Consider the following 22664-nt stretch of genomic DNA (forward strand, 5'->3'; position numbering starts at 1 on the left):
TTTTTATTACCCGGACAAACTCAGTGTGATGACCCCGAAAGACGTCCAGTACCTCAGGAAGTGGGGCATCGTAATTGCGTTTTCAATCCTGGCCGGTCTAGTTGGGGGCTTGGGCGCCATAGCCCTAAGGGTTCTTGTGAACGCCGTCCACAGCGTCTTTTTTGGGTGGTTTCTTCCGAGGGCCTCCTACGAAGCTGGAGGCCTCAACCTTGGGTATCTGCTTCTCCCGATGCTCGGTGCGTTCATTGTGGCCTTCTTTGTAATCAGGTGTCCCGAAATCAAGGGGAACGGTATTCCTGAGGTCATAGAGGCGGTCATATTTAAGGGGGGCAACATCCCCGGGAAGTTCGCAGTCATGAAAACAATGGCCACCGCCATAACCATTGGTTCCGGCGGGAGCGTTGGGCGCGAGGGGCCGATAGGGTTCATAGGTGCAGCTTTAACCTCAATTCTCGCGCGCTGGTTCAAGATGTCAAAGGAAATGAAAAAGCTCCTCGTAACGTGCGGCCTCGCCGCGGGCATAGCCGGCACATTCAACACACCACTCGCGGGGGCAATGTTCGCCCTTGAGGTCGTCTACATGGGGGCGTTTTCGATAAACCTCGTGCCCATTTTCATCGCGGCCGTTACCGGAAACGCCGTCACGCTGGCAATCCTGAACAGGGCGGTTGAGATAGACATTCCTGAGAATATAGGGCACACTCTCCCAGAGCTCCCCCTCTTCTTCCTCCTCGGCCTGGGTCTCGGCCTCCTCGCGGCGTTCTACGCGCGGTTCCTCTACCGTGTAAGCGACGGGTTCTCGAAGGCAAAGGTGCCCGAAATCGTAAAACCTGTAGTAGGGGGCTTTGGTGTCGGCGTTCTGGGGATGCTGTTTCCGGAGTATGGTATATTCGGCGTTGGCTACGAGGGCATGAAGATGGCGTTCTATGACGAGCTGGCCCTGGGCATGCTGATAGCACTCGGCCTTGTCAAAATGCTGGCAACTGCACTAACAGTGGGTTCCGGCCAGAGCGGCGGCGTCTTTGCACCCAGCCTTTACATAGGCACTATGTTCGGGGCGGCCTTCGGGAAGGCCGTGAGGCTTGTTCTTCCAGGCATTGGGCCGGATCCCGCGGTCTATGCTCTCGCCGGAATGGCGGCCTTCTTCAGCGGCATGACTCAGGCCCCCATCTCTCAGATATTAATGGTAACCGAACTGACGAGGAGCTATGCAGTCCTGCCCGCGGTGATGACCTCGGCAACGATAGGGTTCCTCACGGCCAGGTTTTTCCTCAAAGGGGAGTCCATCTACACCCTCAAGCTCCTCAGGAAGGGCTACCGTGTAAGGACAGGAAAGCCCGTCGTGCTGGAGACAATCTCCGTTGGAGAGATAATGACCCGCGAACCAGTTTACGTCACCGAAGACAATACGCTCTTTGACGTGGAGCACCTCATAGGTGAGACCGGTCACGACTGCTTCCCGGTTGTTAATGAAAACATGGAGGTCGTGGGCATAATCGGCGTGAAGGACCTCCTGAAAAAGCCTTCGAGCGTTAAGAGGTTGCCCGTAAGGAGGTTCATCCGCAGGCCATACGCTGTGACGTGCCCTACAGAGACAGCCGAAGAGGCCTTTGAGAAGCTAATGGCCTATGACCAGAACCTGCTACCCGTCACGGAAAGCAAAGAGAGCAGGAAGCTCGTCGGCGTCGTGACCAAAAGGGACATATACCGCGCCTACTACCGCGGTCTGGAGGGAATGTACATAGACTGAGAGACCGAGGTGATAAAATGCAGGTCGATGCCGACCTTCACATACACTCGCGCTACTCAAAAGCTGTTTCAAAGTCCATGACGATACCGAATCTGGCTGAAAATGCACGCTTCAAGGGGCTCGGAATAGTTGGGACGGGCGACATACTCAACCCGAAGTGGGAAGAGGAGCTTTTGAAATATACCAAAAAAGTTGATGACGGGACTTACGAAAGAAGCGGCGTCCGCTTCATTCTCACCGCCGAAGTTGAAGACAGCAGGCGCGTCCACCACCTCTTAATCTTCCCGAGCGTTGATGCCGTCCGCGAGATGAGGGAGATACTGAGGAAGCATTCGTCTGACATCGAGACGGAAGGGAGGCCCCATCTGGGTCTATCTGCTGCCGAGATAGCAGAGATAGCCAACGACCTTGGTGTCCTTATTGGCCCCGCGCACGCTTTTACGCCGTGGACTTCCCTATACAAAGAGTACGACAGCCTGAAAGATGCCTACGACGGGGCGGAAATCCAGTTCCTTGAGCTCGGCCTTTCTGCCGACAGCGAGATGGCGGACAGGATAAAGGCCCACCATCGGCTCACATACCTCAGCAACAGCGACGCCCACTCCCCAATGCCCCACCGCCTCGGGAGGGAGTTCAACCGTTTTGAGGTCAAAGAGCCCACCTTTGAGGAAATCAGAAAGGCGATTCTAAAGCGGGGCGGAAGGAAAATAGTTCTCAACGCCGGCCTTAATCCCAGGCTCGGAAAATACCACCGGACGGCCTGCTCCCGCTGTTACACGCAGTACTCCCTCGGCGAGGCTAAAGCCTTCAAATGGAAGTGCCCCAGGTGCGGCGGCAGGATAAAGAAAGGCGTCCGCGACAGGATCCTTGAGCTGGCCGACACCGGGGAGAGGCCGAAGGACAGGCCGCCGTACCTGCACCTCGCCCCCCTCGCGGAGATAATCTCGATGGTAATTGACAAGGGAGTCGAGACAAAGGCCGTCAGGCTAATCTGGGAGCGGTTCCTGAGGGAGTTCGGGAGCGAGATTAAGGTTCTTGTGGACGTCCCGGTGCAGGAGCTGGCTAAAATTCATGAAGACGTTGCCAGGGCCATCTGGGCCCACCGCAACGGCAAGCTAATCGTAATCCCCGGCGGTGGCGGAAAGTACGGGGAGATAAGGCTTCCAGAGGAGATAAGAAGCGCGAGAATTGACGAGCTTGAGAGCGTTGAGGTGTCCCTGCCCCCGGAAGAAAAGCCAAAGCAGAGGAGCATAACGGAGTTCGTGAGGGGTGCCCGATGAGGCCCGAAACGTTTGAAGGTGGTGAGCTCAAATGAGGGAGTCCGAGATAATAGACCTCTTCCTCAGGCATCTCAAAAGACAGGGCGACCTGCCCCTTGGTGATGACGCCGGGGCGCTCAGGTTTGGGGATAAGTGGCTCGTCGCCACCAACGACATGCTGGTGAGGAAGACCGATGTCCCCGACGTAATGACGCCTGAGCAGGCCGGTTTTAAGGCGGTCACGATGAACGTCAGCGACGTGGCGGCAATGGGGGCAGAACCGGTGGGATTTCTCTTCTCTCTCGGTGTCCCCCCCGGGCTTGATGCCGATTACATGGAGGGGATAGCGAGGGGCATAGGCGAGGCCCTCAACTTCTACGGCATTCCCGTCCTGAGCGCCGACACGAACGAGGCGGACGACCTGATAATTGACGGGATAGCCCTTGGAGTCACAGAGCGCCTTCTTACCCGCTCGGGGGCGAGGCCGGGTGACCTGGTGTGCGTCACCGGCGATTTGGGAAGGGCACTCGCGGGCCTTCTTGTGTGGAAGCACGACATTGAAGTTTCCGAAAAAACGAAGAAAGCCCTCTACGATAAGTTCCTGGAGCCGAGGGCGAGGGTGAGTGAGGGAGTTTCTCTCTCCAAAGTCGCCAGCTCCGCAATAGATATCAGCGACGGCCTTGCGAAGGAGCTCCACCTTATCGCGAAAATGAGCGGGGTGGGAATAGAAATCAGGCCAGAGAGCATTCCTATCCGTGATGAGGTCGCGGAAGTCGCTGAAATCCTCGGCTTGAGCCCCCTGGAAATCGCCCTCGCCAGTGGTGAGGAGTTCGAGCTCGTGTTCACGGTTTCGCCAGAACTTGTTGATGCCATGGATTTCAAGTTCTCTGTCATGGGGCAGGTCATGGAGGGTAACGGCGTTTATCTAGCTTCAGACGAGGAGAGAAGACCCCTTCCTCGGCTCGGCTGGGAGCACCTGGGTGACCAGAAGATTTATAACAGATAGCAGATAGCAGTTTCCGTATGCTGGGTAGTATTAAAATCGAATTGCTTGCAGGAATACAGCAGGTAAGATGCGCAAGCCTGCGCTACTTTATCCTAGCCGTTGCCACGTACTACCTAAGCGTCCTGCTGTTTGCCCTGCGCTGGAAATACGTCCTCCGGGGAACGGGGGTTGACCTCCCCATTAACGACCTTTTTAAGGCGAACCTGGCGGGCCTCTTCGTGAACAACATAACCCCAATGAGCCGCGGAGGGGGCGAGTTCCTCAGAATGCTCTGGATTTCCAGGCTCAGGGGAGTGCCTCTCGGCATCTCTGCAATCACGATAATATATGAGAGAATCCTGGAGTCAATACCCGTTATGGTCATGGTCGCTGTGGGCTTCCTGTACTTCGCGACGTCGGAGTCCCTCGTTCTGGTGCCCCTCCTGGCCGGACTGCTGATTATCTGGCTCAAATGGGAGCGGTTCATTGAGCTGACGCTGAGGCTCTTTCGCGTTAATCTTTCAGATGAAGAGAAGGCCAGGTTAATCTCCCTGCGGAGTTGTGGCACCGCCAACCTGGTTGGAATCACTGCCAGCTCCCTCGTCTGGGTTCTCGACGTTGCCCGGCTGAAGCTACTTACCCTGGCGGTGGGCCTTGAGGTTTCAATCCCGGTCCTTGTCTTTGTGTCCGTTGTCAACCTCGTTCTCGGAATAGCCGCGTTCACCCCAGGTGGCGTCGGAATAGTCGAGGGCGGTTTAGTGGGAACCCTCACCTACGTCGGACTTTCGCCTGCCCTGGCGGTTTCGGTTGTGGTACTCGAAAGGTTTATCTCTTATGTTCTGAGCAGTCTGTCCGGACTGGCAGTACTTTTAACGTCCGGGGGAAGGGAAGTATGGAGAGCCTTAAAATCACGTTAGTGAGCGACTGGTACTTTCCAAAGCTGGGCGGTGTTGCCGTCCACATGCACGACCTCGCGTTTCACCTGAGGGCTTTGGGACACGAAGTTGCTATAATCACGAACGACCGTGAGACGAGCAAAGAGGCGGAGCTGAAGGAAGCGGGCATAGATTTAATCAGGGTCCCCGGCCGTGTCCTGGGGGGCGTAGGAATAAACGTGGGTGCCTTTGCCCGGGGTGCCCGTGAGCTGATTCCATATATAAGGGAATACGACGTTGTCCACGGTCACCACGCTTTTACGCCCCTCTCACTCAAGGCAGTCTCGGCTGGGAGACAGATAGGGAAGGCGACTCTGATCACGACCCACAGCATCAACTACGAGAACTCAAAGGCAATACGGGCCGTTGCTAGGCTCACGTTTCCCTATTTCAAGTACCACCTTCACAACCCGCACAGGATAATAGCCGTCAGCAGGGCCGCGAAGGAGTTTATAAAGCGCTTCACCAGCGTTCCCGCTGAGGTCATCCCGAACGGCATAAACGTGGACTTCTTTGACGTGCCGCTCTCAAGGGAAGAGGCCAAGGAACGGCTGGGCCTCGGCGAGAACGTTGTCCTATACGTCGGCAGGATTGAGCCCCGAAAGGGAGTCGGCACGCTCATAAGCGCGATGAAACACGTTGACGGGACGCTGTTGATAGTTGGCAAGGGGAGCAGGCTTTCCTTCCTGAGGGAGAGGGCCAGGCTCCTCGGCGTCGCGGAGAAAGTCCGATTCCTCGGCACTGTGGAGTACTCAAAGCTCCCCCTCTTTTACCGCGCCAGCGACGTCTTTGTCCTTCCGAGCCTGAGCGAGGCCTTCGGTATAGTCCTGCTTGAGGCAATGGCCAGCGGGACGCCCGTTATCGGGACGACGGTTGGGGGAATCCCGGAGATAGTAGACGGCTGCGGCCTGCTCGTCCCGCCGGGGGACGCAAGGAAGCTGGCCGAGGCCGTAAACCTCGTCCTGAACAACCAGAACGTTGAGAAGCGCCTGGCCCGTCTCGGAAAGCGGAGAGCTGAGGCGGTCTACGACTGGAGGGTCGTCGTGAGGAAGATAACTGCCCTCTACTACCAAGTCCTTGATGAGGTGGCGGAGAATGGCTAAGGTGGTGATGCTCACCTTTGATGTTGAGGAGGACTGCCCGCCATTTGCAGAGACAAGGAGGGGCATGGAAGAGGGGCTGCCAAAGGTCATGGACGTCCTTGAGGAGTTCAAAATCAGGGGAACGTTCCTCTTCACTGGCAGGATTGCCGAGGAGTTCCCGGAGCTGGCGGAGCGCGCAGGGAAAAAACATGAGCTCGGCTGTCACGGCCTTGAGCACGAGCGCTTTGACAGGCTGTCCCACGAAGAGGCGAGGCGCAGGCTGGCCGAGGCAAGGGAGATACTCTCCCGCTTCGGCGACGTCACCTCTTTCCGCGCCCCAAACTTCCAGTTCCCTGATAAGTACTACAGGATTCTCGCCGACCTAGGCTTCAAGGTCGATTCCAGCAAGGCCAGGCACAAGGGCTGGCGTGGGGGCGTCGCTGAAATAGACGGCGTCCTTGAAGTCCCCGCGACCACAACATCTATCGTAACGAGGCTCCCATGGAGGCTCCAAGAAAGGTTCCACCGCGGTTTCGAAAGCCCCATCGTTTACATATTCCACCCATGGGAGTTTGTGAGAATGCCAAGACGCTTAAGGCCAGACTGCTGGTTTGGCACGGGCGAGGGGGCACTTGAGAAGTTGAGGGCTCTCATCGAGTTCCACCTCGAGGGCGGCGCGAGGTTCATGACACTCCGCGAGTTCTATGGGAAATACCAAAAGCTTAAACGGGGATAGCCGGACTTTCTTCTATGGTGGTGGCTATGAGGGAGGCTCTTTACTGGGAGCCCCTGGAAGGGGGCAAAGTCCGCTGTAAGCTCTGCCCGCTCAACTGCATTATCAGTGAGGGAAAGAGGGGCTCCTGCAGGGTGAGGAAGAACATAGGTGGAAGGCTCTACACGCTCAACTACGGGAAGGTCTCGGCCATAGGCGCTGACCCGGTCGAAAAGAAGCCCCTCTTCCACTTCTGGCCTGGCTCCTGCGCGCTCTCGATAAGCTCAGTTGGGTGCAACATGCACTGCAGGCACTGCCAGAACTGGGAGATAAGCCAGGCAGACGAGAGCTTTCCGTACCTGCACGACATGACGCCGGAAATGGTTGTGGCGATTGCCAAGCGCTACGGCTGTGAGAGCATAGCATACACCTACAATGAGCCAGTAATCTGGTACGAGTTCGTCCTCGACACCGCAAAGCTCGCCCGGAGAGAGGGCATCTACAACCTCCTCATAACGAACGGCTACATCAACGAGGAGCCCTTCAGGGAGCTCGCGCCATACATAGACGCAATGAACATAGACATCAAGGCCTTCAGCGACGAGTTCTACATGAAGATAGCACGCGTTCCGGGTGGTGAGCCTAGCAGGAGGACAGCGGTAATAGCCAAGAAGGACTTTGGAATCCACGTCGAGCTTACCTACCTAATAATTCCAACGCTTAACGACAGCGAAGAGGAAATCCGGGCCTTTGCAAGGTGGGTGGTGGAGGAGCTCGGAGACGACACGCCCGTCCACTTCTCGCGCTTCTTCCCGCACTACCAGCTCACGCACCTGCCGCCGACGTCTCTTGAGACAATTGAGATGGCCTACCGCGTGGCCAGAGAAGAGGGCCTGAAGTTCGTCTACATCGGCAACGTGCCCGGACACCCAGGAGAGAACACCTACTGCCCGAGGTGTGGAAAGCCTTTAATAGTACGGTATGGCTTTGAGATTACCGAGTACAAGGTCACCGACGATGGAAGGTGTAAGTACTGCGGTGAGAAGATACCGGTAGTTGGCACGTATACAAAAAAGGATTATCCTGGAATGTGGTGGTGAAAATGGAAACGATTGAGGCTATTTTTTACATTGAAGGTCTCTCCAACGACAGGAAAGCTTTAGAAAGCGCTATGGCCCAGACTGTGGAGAGGCTTAAGTCCGAAAAGGAGGCGAAGGTTAAGGATATTCGCGTGGAGGACATCCTCGAAGACCCTGAAAACGAGCTGATGCGGTACTCCGGCATGATAGAGGCAAGAATAGAGGCGCCTTTTGACGTTATGGCTGACCTAGCAATCAGATACGCCCCTGCGGCAATAGAGGTCCTCACGACGTCAAAAGTCGAGCTTGAGGCAGAGAAGCTCACCAAAATTCTTGGTGGGGTCTCGTACCTTATGAGCCAGCTGATTGACCGCTTTGGGGCCCTGGCTGCGTATCCCCAGCTCGACGAGCTTGAAGAGCCAAAGATTGGGTACTCCAGGGAGGAAATTGAGTCAATGATTCTGGAGGACAGAATGGTGCTCTACCGCTTTGTCGTTGAGACGTTCAGTAAGGACGAGGAGACCCTCAAGAGGGACTTCTCAAAGGCCCTCGCCTATGAAGGGTGCAGGATTAACAAGTTCATCTATAAGGAGCAAGGTACCAGCGAGAAGACCGGTCTGAAGTATTTCCTTGTCGCGACAGAGCTAATATCCGATGTTGAAACGCTTTTCCAGCTGACTGCCAAGTACTCTCCGGTAGCAATTGAAGTCGTGGAGCCCGAGATTGTTGACATAACGCCTGCGGAGATCCAGGGCGTTCTCTCAGACTTGGCGGGGTTTTCATACGAGCTTGTGTCGAGGCCACTCAAGGCAAAGGTCCTCGAGAAAGAGAACACTTCATTCCGGCTGATGAGATAATATCGGCAAAAGGCGAATTTGTCATAGGCATTTAGTTAAGCTTTCTTTTAATCTTTACGGCAATCGGCGAGCTTCTTTTAAGCTGTGAAAGGGTCTGAAAGCGAAAAGTATATATACCCCTGGGGGCCAGAATGGTATGACAACACTTTAGAGGGGTTAATCCCCACAAGTTTAAGGAGGTGTTGTGGCATGAAGGTGAAGAAGATCGCGGCACTTGCAGTTGGTGCCGCAATGGTTGGTGCCACCGTTGGCTTCGCCAGCGCTCAGCCGACCGTCCCGGAGATCCCGAAGGATTTCTTCGTTAAGAACGGAGAGCCGAACGTTAAAATCGTGGTCGGTAGCCAGGGTGCTGCTCTCGACGTTGCCAGCGCCGCTGACATAGCCGTCGCTATTGGTAGCATGCTCTACACTGAGAAGGACGTCAAGGTCACCGATACAAGCGTCGTTGTTAAGAAGGACACTGCCTACGACCCGGACGACATTCCGGTGTTCGACAACACCTACACCGGCGAGTACAAGGTCGGTGATGACATCACTACCGAGCCCTACTGGTGGAACGGAAGCTTTGACGAAGATGGCGACCCGTACTTCAACACGGACCTCGACCACTCCGCCTGGGCCGACGGTGTTTTTGATGATGGATGGAAGGTCACCATCTACGATGCCATAATCTGGAAGGACGGCAAAAACAACAACGACTGGCAGGACCCGAACAAGACCTGGCACGACCTCTCAGAGGTGAAGATTCACTACAACGTTACGATCGGTAGCGTCACCCTTAAGCAGCTCAACGAGGGAGAGGTTGACGCCGAGGACATAGACGACTTCAGCGACTTCACCCTCGTTGTTGACAACGTCGTCGCCAACGTTACCTTCAAGCTCAACGCGTACAGAAAGGAGCTCAAGGATCCGGTCCTCGGCACCCTGAGCGAGTACAAGTACACCGTCAGTGACACCCAGCCCAGTGGATATGAGTTCTATAAAACCGTGGTCGAAGGCGTTGAGAAAGGCGACACCGTTGAGCTCTTCGGCAAGACCATCAAGGTCCTTGACATTGGAGTTGACGATGGCACCCCGTATATCGAGTACGGTAACGACTGGGGCGACACCTACATTGACTCCGGTAAGAGCAAGACCTTCGGCGACTACACCATCAAGGTTCTCGACATTGACGTCAACCAGGAGAAGGCCCTCCTCGAGGTCTCCGGCCCGACCGGAACCGAGACGGTTACCCTCAACACCGAGAAGAGCCCGACTAAGACCCTCTTCAACGGCGGCATAAGGGTTACCCTGCTCGACACCTTCATCGGTATAGGCGGAACCACCAGCGTCAAGGTCGAGGTTCAGACTGACATTGACCGCATCTACGACGAAGATGAGTTCATGCCGGGATGGATAGCCCACCTCGGCGTCGACAACGGCAAGCTCCTGTGGTTCGCCCTCACCAACGAGGAGGAGCTCGAGGGCAAGGAGATTAAGCTCTTCGACACCTACGTCATGGACTACACCGCTGACATCATGAAGAAGAAGAACCCAGACAACGATAAGACCTACGCCGCCATGGAGGCATGGGTCAAGATTGACCCGATCGCACCCAAGTGGGAGTACACCACCTACAAAGAGGGCGACGAGATCGACGACACCGACTACATAGTTGACAACATCAAGGCCTCTGCCAGCCCGGCCAAGGCCGCCGTTGTCAGCAAGATAACCACCCCGATCACCGTCCTTGACACCGAGCTCATGGAGCAGGGTCTTGACAAGGTCGACAGCAACCTCATCCTCGTCGGTGGTCCGGTCGTCAACACCGTTACCGCCGCCCTCGCTGAGAAGCTCGGCGTCCCGACCGACTACGACGGCTGGAAGGAGCAGTTCGGCACCGGCAAGGAGAGCGGTGTCGTCAAGTACGTCGCCGAGTGCGAGACCATCAACGGCCACGGTGTTGTCCTCGTCGCCGGTACCGACAGGGAGGGCACCAAGGCCGCTGCTGAGGCCCTCATGGAGTACCTCGCTGGCCTCCACTGAAGGCCTTTTCTTCTCTCTTTACTTTCAGCACTTCTTGGGAGGTTTTTAGGGTGTCAAGGAAGTTCTTAGTTGTGCTAATTTTGGTAGTCATTATTCTCACACCCGCTGGTTACATTATGTACGGCTACTCTCAGTATGACGTTTCAGTGAGCCCGAACAAGTCGGCCCCCGAGCACACGTATATAGTCATCAAGTTCCCAGATGGCGGATACGGTGTCTTCACGCTCCCCCAGTACGTCAACCTAACACTCCACGGCTTCAAGGCACCAGAGGGAGCGAAGGGCTACGCGGTCAACGTTACCGGCTACATCACGGGAATACCCGAAGTTGATGTAAACCTGACACTGAACGCGCCATATCAGCGCTTCACAATCATTGTTGGAGACCCCAGTGCCAAGAAATGTTCGTCAAATCCCGAAGAGTTCACTGGGAGCTGTTCGGACCGCACGGCGGCGGTTGCTGAGATAAGTGCATTTGTTGCATCTATGTTTAAGCGCTACTACTACCTTGAAGCCTTAAAAAAGGGAATGGACGAAGCCGGCGCAAGACAGTACGCCTATGAAGAGACGATGAAGCGCCACGACACCAGGTATCTCTCGTTCATGACAAAGGTCGCATTGGGGCTTAAAAGAATCGGTAACAAGGAGCATCTTGCCATCGTGCTGCTGGGTCCTGCTGAAGGTGCTAAAGAAAATAGAATCATCGTCCCCAGGCCCGGGCTAATCATCCTTGAGGGCAAATCCGACGGGGCACTTAGGGCTGAAGTTGTGCTCCTGGAAAAAATTATGGAGTTTAAGTGGCCCACAGAGAACCAGACCTCTACTTCAGGGTGATCAAGTCCCACATGGCCTTTTTCTTTTCCTCTCCCATGACCTTGAAAAACTCTTCTTTGCTCGCAAATGGCCTTTTGGCCATTATCTTTACCGCCGTTTTCTTCCCAATTCCTGGAATGAGCTGGAGAACCCTCGGGCTCTCGCGGTTCACGTTTATTGGGACGGGAATCCCCGTTATGCTCCTGAAGCCGTGGTCGACTATGAGGACGTCGTAGAACCTGTTAAGGGGAATCTCCTTCGGGATTCCAACGATGAGGGGGTAACTCCCTATCTGCCTTCCGTAAGTCAGCCCGTTGTCAAATACCTCTGCCCTGACGTCTTTCAGGACTGTCCCAACTGGAACGACTCTCTTGAGCATGGGCAGGTCAATCTCGTGCCTTATCTTGTGGCGGTAGTGCTGGATTAGCCGCTTGTGCTTCTCCGTCTTTACCTTGTCTCTCATGTGCCACAGTGGCGTTCCCGGAAAGACGACGACCTGTCTGATGTTTATCCTCCTTACCATGAGACCATCGTCGAGGAGCCGCTTGAGGAACTGGAAGGTTATCTCATAGCTCTTCTTTGTCTCGCCCGGCAGGCCGAAAATTATGTTTATCCCCGGCAGGAGCCAGGGCATTCCGTTGTAGCCTCTCCTCGCACCGATCTCGTTGAGGATTTTGACGGCCTCATAGGTCTCCTCAGCGGTGGCGTTCAGGTTGTTGAGCTTCGCGACCTTCGGGTCGGCGCTCTCAAGACCGAAAGCAACAACGTTTCCTGGAGTCCCGTACTTTATGAGCGCCTTGGCAATCCTGATGCTCTCCTCTGGGTAGTTCGCTATCACCGCGGGGTTGGCGTTGTCCACGTGGAGGGTCTTAACATCGGGCGCAACGGAGCGGATTCCGGCAAAGAGCTTCTCTATTGCCTCTGGATTCGGGATTGGCACACGGCCGTTAGGCTTTGCCATGTATGAGAATATACAGCTCTGCCTCCCAACGCGGAAGTGCCTAACACCGAGGTCGTAGAGGGCCTTGACCTCGGCAACTACATCCTCCACCGGCCTGTCCTCGACGGTTCTGTAGCGCACCGGCTCGGTGCAGAAGGAGCAGCCCCCTATGCCCATGGCCTTTGGACAGCCCCTCTGGGTCTCGATTTCAACGATAACGAAGTCGGGGTAATCCGGAAACTGCCTTACAACTTCCGTACCAATAATTGCATAATCACGTAATTCTGCATAGTTTCTGAAGCGGAAGGGGTCGGGGTCCTTGGGATTGCTCAGGTAGTCAAAGAGGAAGGCCTCAAGGTCGCCGTAAACAACGTAATCAAAAACGCTCTCCGCGAGCTGGAGCTCCCTGCTCGTGATTTTAACGCCACCCATAGATGCGGAGCCCATGAAGGCCGGCCCGCCGAGGATTTTCGTGGCATTGACGTCCCTCAAGAAGCGGGCGACCTCTTCAACACTTCCCGGGACTGCGGAGAGGTATTTGCCGGGAGTGTGCAGTCCTCCGATGTAAACAACCAGGTCGGCCTTCGCCAGAATATCCCGAACTTTCGGAAAGTTGGGCGTCTTGTTTTTGGTCTCCACTCCCCTCTCACCAAGGAAAGTTGCCCTCAGGTCGTCTATCGTGAGGTAGAAGACCTGAGCGTCTTTCCTCGCCTTTTTTATCGCTCCGTATGCGTAGCGGGGATATATGCCCAGGTATGGTGGCACTCCAAGGCCCGCGGGTTCGTCTGTGTAGCCGTCTATGATGGCGACTATCATGGTTGGGAAGTCCGTTTTGGCTTTTAAAAACCAATCGCATGTCAAAAGGTATAAAATGCTGGAGACACTAAATTACCTGTGGTGGCCAGCAGTGGAGCGCTTTAAAACCGAGGAAGAAAAATCAGAGTTCAGGCGGATTCTTGAAGCAATATCGAAGCTCGGCATCAAGGAGCTTCTCGCATACTGGATGAATCAGGAGATGGAGGAAGCCGAGATGTACTACAAGCTCTCCGCAATGAGCAAAGACGTCAACTGGGACGAGCGGATTTCAAAGCTTTTCATGGAGATGTATAGGGAATCTATGGAACACGCTGAGACACTGTTGAAGCTGTATCGTGAAATATATCCTGATGAAGAAGTACCCAAAGTAGACCTTCCCTCCCTCGAAGTTGAGCTGTCAGAGGAGCAGTTAAAGGATTTGGTTTATCACGGAAAGCTCAGGGAAATCCTCAAACACCTGATGGACACGGAGAAGATTGCACGCGACGTTTATCTATATCTCGCGGAGCACACCTCTGATGAAAAAGCGAAAGAAACTTTCCTCTGGCTGGCGGACATTGAAAACGGACATTATGAAAAGCTGAAGAGGCTCTACGTGGAGCTCTTTGGTGAACCCCCTGAAGAGAACGGCAAAGGATAAAAGAAAAGCTTACATTTTTCTTTTGAAAGCCTTGCCGTTCACGGCAGGGAGAAGTCAGGTTCCGCAGGTTTTCACGGGAGTACACTGTTGGCCTTCAGATAGGCCTCTATCTCCTTAACTTCTTCGGGAGAGAGCTGGAAAACCCGTTTTTCGGCGTATGGAACTGATGAAATCACGTCCTTTATGTTTTTGAATTCTGTCTTCGTTAGCCCCAGCATGTGGTGGGACTTCTTCAGCGCCGCCACAACCGTGCTCCTCCGGTGCTGGAAGAGTGCCTTAACGAGGTCTTTATTCAGCTCTATGCGCTCGTCCCGCGGTTTTGGCTTGATTACGACGACAGCTGAATCAACCTTTGGCCTCGGCCAGAATGCACCTCTGCCTATTCTCTCGACGACCTCAACGTTTGCCTTCGCCTGAACCATCAGCGAGAGGCGGGAATAGTTTTTGTCCCCGGGTTCTGCCACCATTCTCTCCGCGAACTCGAGCTGGTAAATCAAAACCGCCCTCTCGAAGTCGTGCCTTAGGAGCTTGAATGTAACCGGAGAGGAAATCTGGTATGGGAGGTTGGAGACCATCTTGTCAAACGACGGCCACTCAACCCTCACGGCGTCCCCCTCGATGAGCTCAACGTTTGGCCACGCATATTCATTCCTGAGAATTTCAATTATCCTTCTGTCCTTCTCGATGGCGTAGACTTTTCCCGCCCTTTTGGCGAGCTCCTTCGTGAGAACGCCCAGTCCCGGCCCGATTTCAAGAACAGTATCCTTCTCGCTAAGCTCCGCTCTCTCAACGTTTCTCTCGATTATATCGGGCACGATTAGAAAGTTCTGACCGAGGTCGCGGTTTGGCCTGAGGTTGTATTTGTAAATAAGGGAGAAAAGTTCGTCCCTCATCCCCTAAAAATCCTCCTGTGGCCGACGAAGAGCTTGTATCTGTCTTTATCCTGGAGCTCCTCAACGATTCTCTTGGCTATCATCTTGACCGGGTCTGGCAGCCCCTTGACGCGCTTCTTCAGGTCTTCGAAACTCTTAAACGGTTCTTTCTGCCTCTCCTCTATAATCTCCCACATGTGCTTCTTCCCGATGCCCGGCAGGAGCTCAAGGCTGTGGAGCCTGTTGGTTATCGGTGGGGCAACGTTGAAGAACTGGACGAAGCGCTCCTCGTTGTTCTTCACTATCTCCTCGACGACGTACGGAAGCTCGGCCTTCGCGGTGTCCGTAAGGTCGTTGTAGGCTATCTTCTTGTTGATGAGGAGGATTTTATCGCGGTGCCCCTTCCCTATGAAGACTCTCTCGTAGAGCATGAGGTCTTCCTTGGGCGTGACCTCAAGGAGGGTAAAGGCCTTCTCACCGATTACCTGGGCGACAGGCTTACCCGTCCGCCTGCCCGTTGTGAGATCAACGTAATAACCTTCCGGAAGGTAGTCCAGCACGTAAGCGTACTCCTCATATTCGAGGTTCCTCTTCTTTTTTTCAATACTTTCGCGGTAAGAATGCCTCCGGTACCTATCCATCATCTCTCCCCCAGAACTTATTTTGGCCTGAAGTTTTTATACTTTCCTCTACGTCAAAGAAAAAGGAGAAAATCAGTCAAGGGGCCGGTACTCGTCAACGAGCTTTATTATCTCCTCGGCCTCCTCGGGCGAGGGCATGTACTCCTCCTTCGCAAAGATAACCCTGATGTCGAGGTAGTCGTTGGGGAGGATGTCCACTATCTTGGCGGCGAGCCTCTCGTCGATCCAGTCGAAGAGCCCCATGAGCTTCTCCTTGAGCTCCTTCGCCTTCTCGGGACTGAGCTTGGCGAACTTCTCCGCGTGCTCAAGGCTAACCCTGGCCTCGTAAAACATGGGCTCTTCGGGGTTCTCAGCCATGCCCTCCTCCTTTCTGCGCTCGAGGAGCTCCTTCGTCTCAGCTATGGTGAGGTAGTGCTCCTCGAGCTTTTTGCGGCCGATCATTCTTCATCCCTTCTGGGGCCTGAGGTGGACGGGGTGTATGAAGAACGTCTTAACCTTGCCGCCGTCCCTAATCTGGACGACGTAGGCATCGCCGCGCTTGCCGACGACGGTTCCGGTCCTTCCGTGGAACCTCGGGTCGGGCATGCCCTTGTGGTAGCTCGGCTCTATGACGATGTGAACCCTCTGCCCGACCTCAAACTCCTGGAGGAACCTAGTGAGCGGGGGAAGGCCCCTCTTTCTCGGCTTCTTACTGAGCTTACCCCTGGTCTTCCTCCTAAAGCTGTGCGCCTTCTGAACCATTTCCACCACCTCTCAACTTTTATGGGCCCGAACGGGCAAATCCAGGTTTACAGCACGGAATTTTTTCAAGGGGGAAACGCTTTTCGCTCCGTTTAGACTTAGGACTAACCCCCTAGGAATCACTAAAACCTACAAGGGCCCCTTTATAAATCTTTCACTCCAAAGTGCAAAAGCAAAAAGAAAAGCTACCTGCGTCTCAGCAACAGTACCGGGAGCGAGAGTATCAACAATATTCCGAGTCCGCAGATGCCTTCACTGGGTTTGTCTTCCAGGGCAATCACCGCAACTGGAGCTTCCTTGGTTTCCTCTACCTTAACTGGCGACTCTACGATTTTTATACTAATACTGGTGGAAACAACCTCTGGTCCGGGTACGAGTTCAAAGTCTGCGGGGGCAGCTTTGACCTTAACGTCTATCGGTCTGAGATTGGGCCCGATGGGCTCTGCGTCAAAATGCGATACTATTCCGAGCCCCTGGAATTTCAAGAATGTTCCTGAGGATATATCCTTTCTCCAGAGGGCTATAAAGTCATCATCTTCTGTGCTTATCCCTAAAGGCTCGATTAGCCCGTCAAAGTCATCTTTAGAGGACACCATTGCAAATATCTCAACCACGTTCCCTTTTTTGTCGGTTTTAATCACGGCGTAAGTTGTATTGACCCCGCCATCACACTCCAGTTTAAAGGACTCCGTGATGGGGAGCTGAAAAATGATATGGCCTTCGGAGGCCGTTAGTATCGGGGCAGGCTCGGTTGAAAATGAGCTGGAGCTCACTGCCGTTGCGTTTTCGCCTGTTTCTGTGCAGATTCTCTCAGGAATTAGCGTGTAGCTCTTGGCCCATAGCGTTTTATTTCCGAGTATTGCCCCCATTACCGTTCCGTTCGAGGAGCCGCCCAGGAGATAAACTGTCTCCCCAAAAGACCGTGCCGACTTTATGAAAAACTTCCTGAGGGAACTTTTAATCTGCCAGTTTTCAAGCGGCTGGCCGTCCTTGTTGAGCCGTATATAATACCAATCCTCCATGGTGTGGACTATCAGGTAGTAGCCACTGCCGGTTTTTCCGACCGCCGTGCTGTAGAGCTCTCTCAGGTGGGACACCCTGTATTCCCGAGCCCAGAGAATTTCCCCGTCCGCATTCAGGGCCAGAACCAGTGGAACAGAGACATGCCTTCCCTCGATGAAGCTGTCCACATGGGTGGCGATGAGTATTTCGTCTCTCTCAATTGCCACCGAGTCTATAAACGGGATCCAGCCCTGGCCTACATCGAGAAGGTAGTCTTTAGACCAGAGAACTTTTCCCTTTTTGTCCAGTTTAATCACCCATATGTCGGTGTGGTTTCCCCTGTTACTCTGGCCGACGAGGACTATTGAGCCGTTGGCGGCCGCCTTGAGTACTCTGGGAGATGGGTAAAGCGGGGCACCCTTTACGTTCTCCCCCCACTTGAGGGAGCCGTTTGGATAGAAACTGCCAATCCATGCCCCCGGAACCACGGGGGTTCCGTTAGCGGTCATGTTAAACGGGACGACCACTACGAAACCTCCATTCCCATCACTTCCAACCCCTGCTACCACCTCAGGGTAGGTTACCATTCCCTCTGGTGGAGTCACTATTACCGCCGAACCCGCCACAAGCCCAGCAAACAGCAATATCGCAAGCGCTGGGGGAAAAGCTCTCCTGAGCATTCAACCACCGATTCAACTTCGAAGGGGAAATATAAAAGGATTTCTAAAGAAAACCTGCTACTCATCAAGGATGTTAAGGACATCAAGCCTCTCGCACCACGCGTTCTTTCCGAGCAGGTCAGTTACAGAGGGCTTTGTGCGCCCTTTGTCGCCGGAGATTAATTCCTTGATGTAGAGCCCGCCGTCGGTGACGAGGCGGAGCTCAAAGTGCTTCCCGTCAACCCACCTCGCCTCGGCCTCGTGAACCTTCCTCACCCGCACCCTGTCGGCCCTCGCCTTTCTAACGCGCCAGGGCGTCCTCTGGTGGATTTCAAGGCCGGTGAGCTTTTTCGCAACTTCCTCGGCTTCCTCGGGAGTGACCCCTTCCTCGACGAGGACGAGCGCGAGGTATTCTTTCCTGTGGTTCTTCGTGAGCACTTCCTCGGCTTCCTTTGCCGAAACGAAGCGCAGGTTGAGCACTTCTACCTTCCCGCTCGCGTTTATCTCTTCCGCTACATTCTCAAGGTTAACCTTTCTCCTCTTCGGGCTCTTAACTTCAACTATGAAGGGCCTCCCGTTGCCGAGCATCCTTACGTCAACGTCCTCCCTTCCGGCGCCCTTAAAGACGCACTTCCCCACAAAGGCCCTCGAAAACGCCCTGCAGATTATAGAAGCGACGCTATCCTCGAAGTCCGGCAGGGGCGTCTGTGGAATCCCGCGCACGAGCTTTCTGTAGCGACCGTAAACGTAGATGGGATTAATCTGGAGCTCAACATTACCTGAAAACGGTTCCACGATGAAGACGACGTCCGGTTCCTTGGAGGTTTCCTTCCCTGTGGCCCGGCCAAAGGCCTTTCCGAGCTCGCGGTTGAACTCCCTGTTTATCGGCTCGGCGGTGTCAATCCCGAACTCCCCCCAGATGGCTCTCTCTTTCTCTCTGATTTCCTCCGGGAAGCGGGAACCCACAAGAAACGTCTCGAACTCAATACCCTCGCTCGCCTTCTTCATAGTCTCCACGAGCTCGGGAATCCTGTCAAAGACGTTGTGGCAGAGCCCGCACTCATCTGGCTCCTTTATGGGTTCTAAACCCTCCGCAGAACGCTCCATGTTGAGTACAAACCTTACCGCTCTCCCGCGCTCCTCGTTGGTGCCCTTGCCGAGCTTGGCGAAGAGCCTGCCGAGGCAGTGGTCGCAGAGCCTGTATTTTTCAAGGACTTCGCCGGCCTTCTCGACTATCATTGTCTCACCCTAAAGCTTTTTATTTTCTCGCCCAACTTCCTCCGATGGCCACTCGGCGGGAACGGATAATAAGCCTTTTGGAGGAGAGGGACTATTCCGTAAGCGAGCTAGCGCAGGTTCTCGGCATCAGGGGAAAGGGGAGCAAGAGGCTAATCCTCGAGGACATCAGGGCCATTCAAAAAGTCCTTAAACGCGAGGGGAAGGTTCTCCTCATAAAGCCCGCTGAATGCAGGAAGTGTGGCTTCCGCTTTAAACCGGAAATCAACATCCCGTCCCGCTGTCCCCGCTGCAAGTCCGAGTGGATTGAGGAGCCGAGGTTTATGATAGCCGGGCGGTGAAGCAAAAGGCCTTATAAGCTCGGCCCTTATTCTCATCGGTTGAAGTGAACGAGGGGATGCGCATGAGAAAGGTTGAGGAATTTATGAAGAGACATAACCTTGAAGTGGGCGACCTAATCAGGGTCGTCAAGAGGGAGGGGGACGAGAGGATTACCTTCGAAGGCCTCGTGATGCCACCCTACGAGCTTTCTCCTGGGGAGACGCTGACGATAAAGCTCGACAACGGCTACAACGTCGGCGTTCTAATTGACGCCATTGAGAGCGTTGAAGTCATTGAAAAGGCCGTCGAGAAGCCGAAGATGGAGTTCAAGGAGGTTCTGCCGAGGAGGGAAGGGCTTCCGAGCGTCACGATTCTAGGAACTGGAGGGACGATAGCGAGCAGGGTTGACTACAAGACCGGTGCCGTCCACCCGGCTTTTACCGCCGAGGAGCTGGCGAAGGCCGTCCCTGAGATATTCGAGATGGCGAACATCACGCCCAAGCTCATTATGAACATACTCAGTGAGGACATGAAGCCGGCCTACTGGGTCAAAATCGCCGAGGAGGTTGCCAAGGCCCTCAACGGGGATGAGGACGGCGTTGTCATAGCCCACGGAACCGACACTATGGGCTACACGGCCTCTGCCCTGAGCTTCATGCTGAGGAACCTCACGAAGCCCGTTGTCCTCGTCGGTGCCCAGAGGAGCTCCGACAGGCCGAGCAGCGACGCGGCCATGAACCTCACCTGCGCGGTCAAGATGGCGACGAGCGACATCGCCGAGGTCATGGTGGTGATGCACGGCGAGACGAGCGACACCTACTGTTTGGCCCACAGGGGCACAAAGGTCAGGAAGATGCACACCAGCAGGCGCGACGCCTTCAGGAGCATCAACGACGTCCCGATAGCGAAGGTGTGGCCAAAGGGCGAAATCGAGTTCCTCAGGAGCGACTACAGGAGGAGGGGCGAGGGAGAGGTTATAGCTGATACCAAGATGGAAGAGAAAGTCGCCCTCCTGAAGGTCTACCCGGGAATCAGCGGTGAGATACTCGACTTCCTTGTGGACAAAGGTTACAAGGGCGTTGTCATAGAGGGAACAGGCCTCGGCCACGTCCCGCAGGACTTCATCCCGCACGTTGAGAGGGCAGTTCAGGAAGGCGTTGCCGTCTGCGTCACGAGCCAGTGCCTCTACGGCAGGGTGAACCTCAACGTCTACTCGAACGGCAGGAAGCTCCTGAGGGTCGGGGCTATTCCATGTGAGGACATGCTCCCGGAGACGGCCTACGTCAAGCTCATGTGGGTTCTTGGCCACACCAACGACCTGAAGGAAGTGGAGAAGATGATGCTTACGAACTACGCCGGCGAGATTACGCCTTACACAAGGTACGACACGTTCCTGAGGTGATGAAGATGACCGAGAAGTTCGATTACAGGGAGCTCGGCATTAAGGTCGGCCTTGAGATTCACAGACAGCTCGATACCAAAAAGCTGTTCTCTCCAGTTCCGAGCGAGCTTACCGAGGAGGTTGATTTCACCTTTGAAAGGCGCCTCAGGCCAACGATGAGCGAGCTCGGCGAGATAGACCCAGCCGCACTCGAGGAGTTCAAGAAGGGGAGGAAGTACATCTACGAGGGCAGCTACGAGCTGAGCGACCTCGTTTACATGGACGAGGAACCGCCGAGGGGGCCGGACAGGGAGGCTTTAGAGGTCACGCTCCAGATAGCCTATTTACTGAACGCCAAGCCCGTTGACGAGGTCCACTTCATGAGGAAGATAGTCATAGACGGCTCTAACGTCTCCGGTTTCCAGAGGACTGCTGTTATAGCGCTCGACGGGAGGGTTGACACGCCCTGGGGAAGCGTTGGAATCCCGACGATATGCCTTGAGGAAGACGCCTGCAGAATCGTCGAGAGGAAGGAGAAGGAGGTAATATACCGCCTCGACCGCCTCGGAATTCCACTGGTGGAAATAAGCACGACCCCCGACATACACCACCCTGAGCAGGCCAAGGTCGTCGCCAAGTACATTGGAGACGCGCTCAGGGCCACGAGGAAGGTCAAGCGCGGTCTCGGAACGATAAGGCAGGATTTGAACGTCTCGATTAAAGGTGGAGCGAGAGTTGAGATTAAGGGAGTGCAGGAGCTCGACATGATTCCGCTTATCATCGAGAGGGAAGTTGAGAGACAGCTCAACCTGCTCAAAATCCGCGACGAGCTCCGCGAGAGGGGCGTTAAGCCCGAAGACATTAAGGAGGAGTTCTACGACGTCACCGACGTCTTTGAGAACACTGAGTCCAAGATAATCGCGAGGACGATTAAGAAGGGCGGAAAGGTTCTCGCAGTGAAGCTGCCGAAGTTCCGCGGGCTCATAGGCAGGGAAATCCAGCCCGGCAGGAGGCTCGGCACCGAGATGGCAGACAGGGCGAAGAAGTACGTGAAGGGCATCTTCCACATTGATGAATTACCGAATTATGGAATTAGGGAAAAAGAGGTTAATGGAGTTATTGAAAAACTTGGCCTCGGCGAGCTTGACGCCTTTGTCCTCGTCGCGGCCGACGAGGAGACCGCAAAGAAGGCCCTCGCGGAAGTCGTTAAGCGCGCGAGGGAGGCCATTGAAGGCGTCCCCGAGGAGACGAGGAGGGCCCTGCCCGACGGCAACACCCAGTACATGCGCCCCCTGCCCGGCAAGGCTAGGATGTACCCGGAGACGGACATACCCTCGATATTCATCCCGCCCGAGGAGAAGGAGAGGATTAAGGCCAACCTCCCGGAGCTCCCGCAGGAGAGGGTCGAGCGCTACGTGAAGGAGTATAAGATTGACAAAAGCCTGGCAGAAACCCTTGTTAACGACGAGCGCGACGAACTCTTCGAGGAGCTCGTGGAGAAGGGTGTGAAGCCCTCGCTGGCCGCTTCAATCCTCGTTGTCGTCCTCAAGGGCCTCAAGAAGGAGGTTCCAATTGAAAACATCACCGACGACCACATCAGGGAGGCCTTCCAACTCTACACCGAGGGCAAGATAGCCAAAGAGGCCTTCGAGGAGATATTCAAGGAGCTCGCACTCCACCCGGAGAAGAGCGCCGCCCAGGTGGCAGAGGAGAAGGGACTCACCCTGCTCAGCGAAGAGGAAGTTGAGCGCATCATAGACGAGGTCGTCCAGCAGAACATCGAGGTCATTAAAGCGAAGGGCATGGGCGCCATGGGCATGGTAATGGGTCGCGCCATGGCGAAGCTCCGCGGAAGGGCCGACGGAAAGCTCGTCAGCACCTTGGTGAGAAAGAAAATTCAGGAGCTCAGCGGAGGCTAA

21 protein-coding genes are annotated in these 22664 nt (G+C 54.9%); 14 read left to right on the top strand and 7 right to left on the bottom strand.

The genetic code is table 11. From position 1 onward, the window contains the following. The first annotated feature begins 28 nt into the window (after positions 1-28). The 10 genes from TEU_RS07020 (at position 29) to TEU_RS07065 (ending at position 11517) form a co-directional block, all read left to right on the top strand. Positions 29-1750 carry a chloride channel protein gene (locus tag TEU_RS07020; RefSeq protein WP_050003097.1) on the top strand — a complete coding sequence of 574 codons (1722 nt, stop codon included), beginning with the start codon at positions 29-31 and terminating at the stop codon, positions 1748-1750. A 17-nt stretch (positions 1751-1767) separates the two neighbouring features. Next, positions 1768-3030: a TIGR00375 family protein gene (locus TEU_RS07025; RefSeq protein ID WP_050003098.1), complete on the top strand. Its 1263-nt coding sequence runs from the start codon at positions 1768-1770 to the stop codon at positions 3028-3030. A 31-nt stretch (positions 3031-3061) separates the two neighbouring features. After that, positions 3062-4015, top strand: a complete 954-nt coding sequence (locus TEU_RS07030) for a thiamine-phosphate kinase (RefSeq protein WP_050003099.1) — start codon at positions 3062-3064, stop codon at positions 4013-4015. Positions 4016-4032: 17 nt separating this feature from the next. Continuing rightward, entirely contained in the window at positions 4033-4911 is an 879-nt protein-coding gene (locus TEU_RS07035; RefSeq protein WP_050003100.1) for a lysylphosphatidylglycerol synthase transmembrane domain-containing protein, read from the top strand. Next, the gene (locus TEU_RS07040; protein ID WP_050003101.1) at positions 4887-6032 is read left to right on the top strand and encodes a glycosyltransferase family 4 protein; all 1146 of its coding nucleotides are present in this window, start codon (positions 4887-4889) and stop codon (positions 6030-6032) included. The genes TEU_RS07035 and TEU_RS07040 overlap by 25 nt, the downstream gene beginning before the upstream one ends. Continuing rightward, positions 6025-6747 carry a polysaccharide deacetylase family protein gene (locus tag TEU_RS07045; RefSeq protein WP_050003102.1) on the top strand — a complete coding sequence of 241 codons (723 nt, stop codon included), beginning with the start codon at positions 6025-6027 and terminating at the stop codon, positions 6745-6747. The genes TEU_RS07040 and TEU_RS07045 overlap by 8 nt, the downstream gene beginning before the upstream one ends. Before the next feature lie 26 nt (positions 6748-6773). Further along, positions 6774-7823 (top strand): AmmeMemoRadiSam system radical SAM enzyme, encoded by a 1050-nt coding sequence (gene amrS, locus TEU_RS07050; RefSeq protein WP_050003103.1) that lies wholly within the window; start codon positions 6774-6776, stop codon positions 7821-7823. 2 nt (positions 7824-7825) lie between these two features. Beyond that, positions 7826-8659 carry a hypothetical protein gene (locus TEU_RS07055; protein WP_050003104.1) on the top strand — a complete coding sequence of 278 codons (834 nt, stop codon included), beginning with the start codon at positions 7826-7828 and terminating at the stop codon, positions 8657-8659. 189 nt (positions 8660-8848) lie between these two features. After that, positions 8849-10684, top strand: coding sequence for an S-layer protein (locus TEU_RS07060; protein ID WP_050003105.1), 1836 nt, complete (start codon positions 8849-8851; stop codon positions 10682-10684). Positions 10685-10800: 116 nt separating this feature from the next. Next, positions 10801-11517, top strand: coding sequence for a hypothetical protein (locus tag TEU_RS07065; protein ID WP_227738676.1), 717 nt, complete (start codon positions 10801-10803; stop codon positions 11515-11517). Here TEU_RS07065 and TEU_RS07070 read toward each other — a convergent pair. Beyond that, positions 11504-13252: a radical SAM protein gene (locus TEU_RS07070; protein ID WP_050003107.1), complete on the bottom strand. Its 1749-nt coding sequence runs from the start codon at positions 13250-13252 to the stop codon at positions 11504-11506. The genes TEU_RS07065 and TEU_RS07070 overlap by 14 nt on opposite strands. Positions 13253-13343: 91 nt before the next feature. On the opposite strand from TEU_RS07070, the gene TEU_RS07075 reads away from it, so the two are divergent. Further along, positions 13344-13892 (top strand): ferritin-like domain-containing protein, encoded by a 549-nt coding sequence (locus TEU_RS07075; protein WP_227738677.1) that lies wholly within the window; start codon positions 13344-13346, stop codon positions 13890-13892. 71 nt (positions 13893-13963) lie between these two features. Here the strand turns inward: TEU_RS07075 and rsmA are convergent, their stop codons facing one another. From rsmA to TEU_RS07105, 6 genes are all read right to left on the bottom strand, one after another. Next, positions 13964-14785 carry a 16S rRNA (adenine(1518)-N(6)/adenine(1519)-N(6))-dimethyltransferase RsmA gene (gene rsmA / locus TEU_RS07080; protein WP_050003109.1) on the bottom strand — a complete coding sequence of 274 codons (822 nt, stop codon included), beginning with the start codon at positions 14783-14785 and terminating at the stop codon, positions 13964-13966. Then, on the bottom strand, positions 14782-15405 hold the full coding sequence (locus TEU_RS07085; protein ID WP_050003110.1) for a DUF655 domain-containing protein: 624 nt from the start codon (positions 15403-15405) through the stop codon (positions 14782-14784). The genes rsmA and TEU_RS07085 overlap by 4 nt, the downstream gene beginning before the upstream one ends. Positions 15406-15477: 72 nt before the next feature. After that, positions 15478-15846, bottom strand: a complete 369-nt coding sequence (locus TEU_RS07090; protein ID WP_050003111.1) for an RNA polymerase Rpb4 family protein — start codon at positions 15844-15846, stop codon at positions 15478-15480. A 3-nt stretch (positions 15847-15849) separates the two neighbouring features. Beyond that, a complete protein-coding gene (locus TEU_RS07095; RefSeq protein ID WP_050003112.1) occupies positions 15850-16146 on the bottom strand; it encodes a 50S ribosomal protein L21e in 297 nt (98 codons plus the stop codon). Between the two features lie 185 nt (positions 16147-16331). Further along, on the bottom strand, positions 16332-17828 hold the full coding sequence (locus TEU_RS07100; RefSeq protein ID WP_050003113.1) for a hypothetical protein: 1497 nt from the start codon (positions 17826-17828) through the stop codon (positions 16332-16334). Positions 17829-17885: 57 nt separating this feature from the next. Next, complete coding sequence (locus tag TEU_RS07105; protein WP_050003114.1) at positions 17886-19046, bottom strand: tRNA pseudouridine(54/55) synthase Pus10; 1161 nt, start codon at positions 19044-19046, stop codon at positions 17886-17888. A 44-nt stretch (positions 19047-19090) separates the two neighbouring features. On the opposite strand from TEU_RS07105, the gene TEU_RS07110 reads away from it, so the two are divergent. From TEU_RS07110 to gatE, 3 genes are all read left to right on the top strand, one after another. Next, positions 19091-19384: a transcriptional regulator gene (locus TEU_RS07110; RefSeq protein WP_050003115.1), complete on the top strand. Its 294-nt coding sequence runs from the start codon at positions 19091-19093 to the stop codon at positions 19382-19384. A 62-nt stretch (positions 19385-19446) separates the two neighbouring features. Further along, on the top strand, positions 19447-20766 hold the full coding sequence (gatD, locus tag TEU_RS07115; protein WP_050003116.1) for a Glu-tRNA(Gln) amidotransferase subunit GatD: 1320 nt from the start codon (positions 19447-19449) through the stop codon (positions 20764-20766). Between the two features lie 5 nt (positions 20767-20771). Further along, positions 20772-22664, top strand: a complete 1893-nt coding sequence (gene gatE / locus TEU_RS07120; RefSeq protein ID WP_050003117.1) for a Glu-tRNA(Gln) amidotransferase subunit GatE — start codon at positions 20772-20774, stop codon at positions 22662-22664.

Origin of the sequence: Thermococcus eurythermalis, assembly GCF_000769655.1 — an archaeon.
GTDB classification, from domain to species: Archaea; Methanobacteriota_B; Thermococci; order Thermococcales; family Thermococcaceae; genus Thermococcus; species Thermococcus eurythermalis.

What these genes read in the sequence shown, in the direction of transcription:
- amrS (WP_050003103.1), top strand. Translation starts at nt 6,774, where the DNA reads ATGAGGGAGGCTCTTTACTGGGAGCCCCTGGAAGGGGGCAAAGTCCGC.
- TEU_RS07110 (WP_050003115.1), top strand. Translation starts at nt 19,091, where the DNA reads ATGGCCACTCGGCGGGAACGGATAATAAGCCTTTTGGAGGAGAGGGAC.
- TEU_RS07020 (WP_050003097.1), top strand. Translation starts at nt 29, where the DNA reads ATGACCCCGAAAGACGTCCAGTACCTCAGGAAGTGGGGCATCGTAATT.
- TEU_RS07090 (WP_050003111.1), bottom strand. Translation starts at nt 15,846, where the DNA reads ATGATCGGCCGCAAAAAGCTCGAGGAGCACTACCTCACCATAGCTGAG.
- TEU_RS07095 (WP_050003112.1), bottom strand. Translation starts at nt 16,146, where the DNA reads ATGGTTCAGAAGGCGCACAGCTTTAGGAGGAAGACCAGGGGTAAGCTC.
- TEU_RS07025 (WP_050003098.1), top strand. Translation starts at nt 1,768, where the DNA reads ATGCAGGTCGATGCCGACCTTCACATACACTCGCGCTACTCAAAAGCT.
- TEU_RS07030 (WP_050003099.1), top strand. Translation starts at nt 3,062, where the DNA reads ATGAGGGAGTCCGAGATAATAGACCTCTTCCTCAGGCATCTCAAAAGA.
- TEU_RS07060 (WP_050003105.1), top strand. Translation starts at nt 8,849, where the DNA reads ATGAAGGTGAAGAAGATCGCGGCACTTGCAGTTGGTGCCGCAATGGTT.
- TEU_RS07065 (WP_227738676.1), top strand. Translation starts at nt 10,801, where the DNA reads ATGTACGGCTACTCTCAGTATGACGTTTCAGTGAGCCCGAACAAGTCG.
- TEU_RS07045 (WP_050003102.1), top strand. Translation starts at nt 6,025, where the DNA reads ATGGCTAAGGTGGTGATGCTCACCTTTGATGTTGAGGAGGACTGCCCG.
- TEU_RS07105 (WP_050003114.1), bottom strand. Translation starts at nt 19,046, where the DNA reads ATGATAGTCGAGAAGGCCGGCGAAGTCCTTGAAAAATACAGGCTCTGC.
- TEU_RS07085 (WP_050003110.1), bottom strand. Translation starts at nt 15,405, where the DNA reads ATGGATAGGTACCGGAGGCATTCTTACCGCGAAAGTATTGAAAAAAAG.
- TEU_RS07035 (WP_050003100.1), top strand. Translation starts at nt 4,033, where the DNA reads ATGCTGGGTAGTATTAAAATCGAATTGCTTGCAGGAATACAGCAGGTA.
- TEU_RS07055 (WP_050003104.1), top strand. Translation starts at nt 7,826, where the DNA reads ATGGAAACGATTGAGGCTATTTTTTACATTGAAGGTCTCTCCAACGAC.
- rsmA (WP_050003109.1), bottom strand. Translation starts at nt 14,785, where the DNA reads ATGAGGGACGAACTTTTCTCCCTTATTTACAAATACAACCTCAGGCCA.
- TEU_RS07100 (WP_050003113.1), bottom strand. Translation starts at nt 17,828, where the DNA reads ATGCTCAGGAGAGCTTTTCCCCCAGCGCTTGCGATATTGCTGTTTGCT.
- gatD (WP_050003116.1), top strand. Translation starts at nt 19,447, where the DNA reads ATGAGAAAGGTTGAGGAATTTATGAAGAGACATAACCTTGAAGTGGGC.
- gatE (WP_050003117.1), top strand. Translation starts at nt 20,772, where the DNA reads ATGACCGAGAAGTTCGATTACAGGGAGCTCGGCATTAAGGTCGGCCTT.
- TEU_RS07070 (WP_050003107.1), bottom strand. Translation starts at nt 13,252, where the DNA reads ATGATAGTCGCCATCATAGACGGCTACACAGACGAACCCGCGGGCCTT.
- TEU_RS07040 (WP_050003101.1), top strand. Translation starts at nt 4,887, where the DNA reads ATGGAGAGCCTTAAAATCACGTTAGTGAGCGACTGGTACTTTCCAAAG.